This is a genomic window from Paracoccus hibiscisoli (assembly GCF_005048265.1).
GTDB lineage: Bacteria > Pseudomonadota > Alphaproteobacteria > Rhodobacterales > Rhodobacteraceae > Paracoccus > Paracoccus hibiscisoli.
The window spans coordinates 1-4,721 of sequence record NZ_SUNH01000068.1 but is presented as its reverse complement, the minus strand read 5'-3'; the positions used below and the strand labels follow the sequence as shown (position 1 = coordinate 4,721).

The following is a 4,721-nucleotide window of genomic DNA, read 5'->3' as shown; positions in this document are numbered from 1 at the left end:
GGATACGCGTCCGATAAAGCGGGCTGTGGGTCATGCCATCCTCCATCCATTTGCCCCATGAGACGGCAGTTCTGCACGGTGTGCAAGCGGTGTCCCGGGCATGGTTCGGCGATGCCGCTGCGCATCCGCCCGCTGCGTTTCCAGCACCCCAGCCAAGGCAGCATATCAGGCAGACGCACCTGCCGCTCCCGACAGCCCCGAGGATCTGCCCGGTTCTTTGCACCGACCAGGAAGAGACACTGAGACTCACGAAGAGAGGCAGATCAATGAATTGGTCTTACCAATTTACTTGGCATCTTCTGCTGTTCAATCGACGTCAATAATCTGAAAAGATTTGATTTTATCAGGCTGTTCTTTAAGAGAAGACAGGCTCAGGAGTGGGGCGTGTGCAGATAATCAAGGGGACCGTTGACCGTTCGCTGCGATTGGTAGGAACATTGCCTTACCACGGGAGGGGTGCCGGTGAACGAAGGTCTTGAAAGCGACGCGCGGCAGAACGGCTCGGACCGCGTCGTATCCTATTTCAAGGACCGTATCCTGAAGGGAGACCTGAAGGTCGGCGACCGGGTGATGCCCGAGCGCGAACTGGCGCAGCATCTGGACGTTGGCCGTCCGTTGCTGCGTGAGGTGATGAAATCCCTTGTCATGCTGGGCTTTCTGAACGTCCGACAGGGGAGTGGAACCTATATCGCCAAGGCCGACATTCGTGTCCTGTCGGACTTCTTCACCTTCTGCCTGTCTCAGGAGCAGGACGTCCTGGAGGACGTGATGCAGGCGCGGATGGCCATTGAATGCCAAGCTATCCGGCTGGCATGCGAACGCGCCAATGAGGCGGACCTAGCACGGATCGGTCAGTGGCTGGGGACCCTGATCGATACGCTGACCGACCCCGAGGCGGGCGGGCGCGCCGATTTCATGTTCCACCAGTCCATCGTCGCGGCCAGCCACAGTCGCGCGCTGACGACCCTTTACGGTGCCATGGCAGAGCTGCTGCAGCGCAGCCATGTCCAGCGCCGTGTCACCACCTACCGGAACCCAGAGATCGTCCGGGTTCTGGTCGATGCGCACCGCGAGGTGTTCCTGTCGATCGTGGCCAAGGACCCGGATCAGGCCGACCGCCGTCTGCGCGATCATTTTGCCATCGGGGACGAGTTGCGCCGTCGCAGCCTGATCGAAACCTATCGGGGCGCCCCCGCGAAACAGATCAACTGAACCATCCCAGGGAGGGGACAACCATGTTCATCAAGACCGGGCGGCTGCTGGCCGTCGCAGCCATCACGCTGACCGCCATTCCGGCATTCGCGCAGGATCTGCGTTACGCGCATGTCGGCGCCGAGGGCGATATCCAGACCCGCTACGCCGCCGAGGTCGCAGAGGAGATCGCCGCGGCGACCGACGGCGCCGTGACCGTGCAGGTCTTTCCAGCCAGCCAGCTGGGCGGCGTGTCGGAAATGGTCGGCGGGGTGCAGATGGGCTCGATCCAGATGGGGCACCATGATTTCGCCTCCCTGGCGCAGATGGTGCCGGACGTGTCGGTCTTCAACGCGCCCTTCATCTATCGCGATGGCGCACATGCGCTGGCCGCGACCGACCCTGCGACATCCCCCGCGCTGCAGCAGATCAATGAGCAGTTGGTCGAACAGGGCGGCGTGAGGATCATCGGACGCATCTATCGCGGCGCGCGCCACATCTCGTCGAACTTTGAGGTGAAGTCGCCCGACGATCTGGCGGGCAAGCCGTTCCGCGCGGTGCCGCTGGACCTGTGGGTGTCGATGGTGACGGGCTTTGGCGCGACGCCCACCCCGGTCGAGGTGGCCGAGCTGCCGACGGCGCTGATGACCGGCCTTGTCGTCGGGCAGGAGAACCCTTTGACGATGATCACCTCGAACAGCCTGCATGAGGTGCAGAGCCATGTCGCCATGACGGGCCATATGCAGTCGGTGCTGGCCGTGTTCATCAACGACAGCGTCTGGCAAGGCCTCTCCGAGGAAAACCGCGCGCAGATCACACAGGTGCTGGACGCCAAGGCCGAGGAATCGCTGGTCTGGGCGCAGGAATCGGAAGCCGAGCTGGTGGCCGAGCTAACCGAGAAGGGCATGACCGTCGTGACCGAGGAAGACGGTCTGGACATCGACGCCTTCCGCGAGCGGGTGCTGGCCCAGATCAACGGCGATTTCCCCAGCTACCAGCCCTATATCGAACAGATCATGGCGATCGAGTGATCACGATCCGGTCGGCCTTCGGGCCGGCCGACACCAAGGGGGAACCATGATGCGCAAGCTGCTGGAAATCGTCTGCGTGCTGCTGCTGGCAGCCCTGGTCGCGGTGCCGTTCATCCAGATCATCGCCCGCGAGGTCATCGGATCTGCCATCGTTGGCGCCGAGGAGCTGACGCGCTTTCTTCTGATCTGCACGGTCTTCACGGCTTATCCGCTGGTCGTCGCCAGCCACGAGAACATCGTCATGTCCGAATTGCTGGATAACCTGCCCCACCGCCTGCGCCGCGCCTTGCGGTTCGTCATCGTAGCTGCGGGGCTTGCGACCTGCGGGTTTCTGGCATGGGTCGCGTTCCAGAACATCATGGGCAACATGCGCGGCGCGACGCCCACGCTCAAGATCCCGTTCTGGGTGTTCATGGGGGCCACGACCTTCGGCTTTGCCGGTGCCTGTCTGGTTCATCTGTTCCAGATGCGCAGGCCAAATGCGGGCAGTGGTTCGGTGGCACTCTGATGGGCATCGCGCTGATCGTCGTTTTCCTGGGGCTGTTCGTCCTGGGCTTCCCCGTCGTCTATGCCATCCTGATCCCCGCCATCGGCTATGTGCTGATCGAAGGGCTGCCCCTGGGGCTGCTGACGCAGAGGGTGACCTATGCCCTGGACAGCTTTCCGCTGGTCGCAGTGCCGGTCTTTATCTTCGTGGGCAACCTGATGAACCTTGCGGGCGTCACTGACCGCATCTTTCGTTTCGCCGACACGTTGGTGGGGCGGCTGCCGGGCGGATTGGCGCAGGTGAACATCTTTTCCAGCCTGATCTTCTCGGGCATGTCGGGCGCCGCGCTGGCCGATGTCGGAGGTCTTGGCCGGATCGAGATCGCGGCGATGCGCAAGCGTGGTTTTTCCGCCCCCTTCGCGGGCGCGGTCACGGCGGCATCAGCCGTTGTCGGGCCGATCTTTCCGCCCAGTATCCCGCTGATCGTCTATGGGTCGGTGACCAGCGTCTCGATCGTGCAACTGCTGCTGGCCGGCATCGTGCCGGCGCTGATCTGTATCGTGCTGCTGATGATCACCGCCGCCATCCTGGCCATCGTCCACAAGATGCCGCGTGCCGAGCGTGCCCCCACCCTGCGCGAGATCGGGGCCGATCTGCTTCCCGCCCTGCCTGCGCTGTTTGCGCCGGTGCTGATGATATCCGGCATGCTACTGGGCTTTTTCACGCCGACCGAGGCGGCCGCCGTCACCGTCGCCTATGTCCTGCTGATCAGTGGCCTGTTCTATCGCGAACTGACCTGGCCGCATCTGTGGAACGCCATGCTGATGACGGTCCGCAGCACTAGCGCGATCCTGATCATCGTGGCCGTTGCGTCGCTGTTCGGCTGGATCCTGGCGGTCGAGCAGATCCCTCAGGACTTTGCCCGCTGGATCCTGCAGTTCGCGGACAGTCCCGTCGTGCTGCTGATCATCGCCAACCTGATCTTCTTCATCGCGGGGATGTTTCTGGACAGCACCACCGCGACGCTTCTGGTCGTTCCGGTCATCGCGCCGCCCTTGGTGCTGGCCGGTGTCGATCCGGTGCATCTGGGGATCATCGTGATCTTCAACCTGATGCTGGGCCTGCTGACGCCCCCCATGGGCCTGTCGCTGTTCCTCATCTGCGACATCGCTAAGATCACTCTCCGCCAATTGCTGCGCGCGCTGCTGCCCTTCTATGTGCCGCTGCTGGTGACGCTGGCGATCATCACCTTCCATGCCGACCTGGTGCTATGGCTGCCCGGTCTTCTTCGATAACACCCTGAAAGGTATAAATATGCGTATTGTCATCGGATCCGATCACGCGGGCTTCCCGCTCAAGGCCACGGTCGTGGACCACATCCGCAAGCTGGGTCACGAGGTCGAGGATGTCGGCTCTCACGACGATCAGCCGGTTGATTTTCCCGACATCGCCCAGCTCGTGACCGGTGCGGTGGCCGACGGCCGGGCCGAGCGGGGCCTGCTGGTCTGCGGCACGGGCGTTGGGGCGTCCATTGCGGCCAACAAGGTCAAGGGCATCCGTGCGGCGGTTTGCCATGATATCCACTCAGCCCATCAATGCGTCGAACATGACGACGTCAACGTCATGTGCATCGGCGCCCAGATCGTCGGGCCTTGGCTGGCGCTGGACCTGATCGATTCCTACCTGAAGGCCGAATTTTCGACGGACGAGGATTTCCGCCGACGCGTGGACAAGCTGCACAAAATGGACGCCGAGCGCTAACGGATGCGGGCACGCGGGCGATCCCACGTGCCCAAAAGCATACAAGGCTTGATGCAGCCTACATTCCCCAATGGGTTTGGGGTGCCCAATAGCAGCTCGGTTGCAGAGTATCGAACGATCTTCAACTAGGCCGTGTTGACAAAAGGGATTCACAACGCGGTTCGGGCATGATTCAAGCTGGTATCTGCGATCGAGACCAGCTTGGCACGAGACCTGATGTCGGACGAGGAATGGGCGTTCTTTGAACGGTT

5 protein-coding genes are annotated in these 4,721 nt (G+C 62.3%); all 5 read left to right on the top strand.

The window, feature by feature from the left end; genetic code table 11:
* Positions 1-462: 462 nt before the first annotated feature.
* The 5 genes from FA740_RS19150 to rpiB are packed head-to-tail and all read left to right on the top strand — an operon-like array spanning position 463 to position 4,470.
* Positions 463-1,212, top strand: coding sequence for a FadR/GntR family transcriptional regulator (locus FA740_RS19150; protein WP_211243763.1), 750 nt, complete (start codon positions 463-465; stop codon positions 1,210-1,212).
* Positions 1,213-1,235: 23 nt separating this feature from the next.
* On the top strand, positions 1,236-2,222 hold the full coding sequence (locus FA740_RS19145) for a TRAP transporter substrate-binding protein (protein WP_136858387.1): 987 nt from the start codon (positions 1,236-1,238) through the stop codon (positions 2,220-2,222).
* 46 nt (positions 2,223-2,268) lie between these two features.
* Entirely contained in the window at positions 2,269-2,730 is a 462-nt protein-coding gene (locus tag FA740_RS19140) for a TRAP transporter small permease (RefSeq protein WP_211243762.1), read from the top strand.
* Positions 2,730-4,004 carry a TRAP transporter large permease gene (locus FA740_RS19135; protein ID WP_136858386.1) on the top strand — a complete coding sequence of 425 codons (1,275 nt, stop codon included), beginning with the start codon at positions 2,730-2,732 and terminating at the stop codon, positions 4,002-4,004. Before FA740_RS19140 ends, FA740_RS19135 begins: the two co-directional genes overlap by 1 nt.
* Positions 3,964-4,470, top strand: a complete 507-nt coding sequence (gene rpiB / locus FA740_RS19130; RefSeq protein ID WP_211243761.1) for a ribose 5-phosphate isomerase B — start codon at positions 3,964-3,966, stop codon at positions 4,468-4,470. The genes FA740_RS19135 and rpiB overlap by 41 nt, the downstream gene beginning before the upstream one ends.
* The last annotated feature ends 251 nt before the right edge of the window (positions 4,471-4,721 follow it).

Coding starts and splice junctions, on each gene's coding strand:
- FA740_RS19140 (WP_211243762.1), top strand. CDS start 2,269: ATGATGCGCAAGCTGCTGGAAATCGTCTGCGTGCTGCTGCTGGCAGCC.
- rpiB (WP_211243761.1), top strand. CDS start 3,964: ATGCCGACCTGGTGCTATGGCTGCCCGGTCTTCTTCGATAACACCCTG.
- FA740_RS19145 (WP_136858387.1), top strand. CDS start 1,236: ATGTTCATCAAGACCGGGCGGCTGCTGGCCGTCGCAGCCATCACGCTG.
- FA740_RS19135 (WP_136858386.1), top strand. CDS start 2,730: ATGGGCATCGCGCTGATCGTCGTTTTCCTGGGGCTGTTCGTCCTGGGC.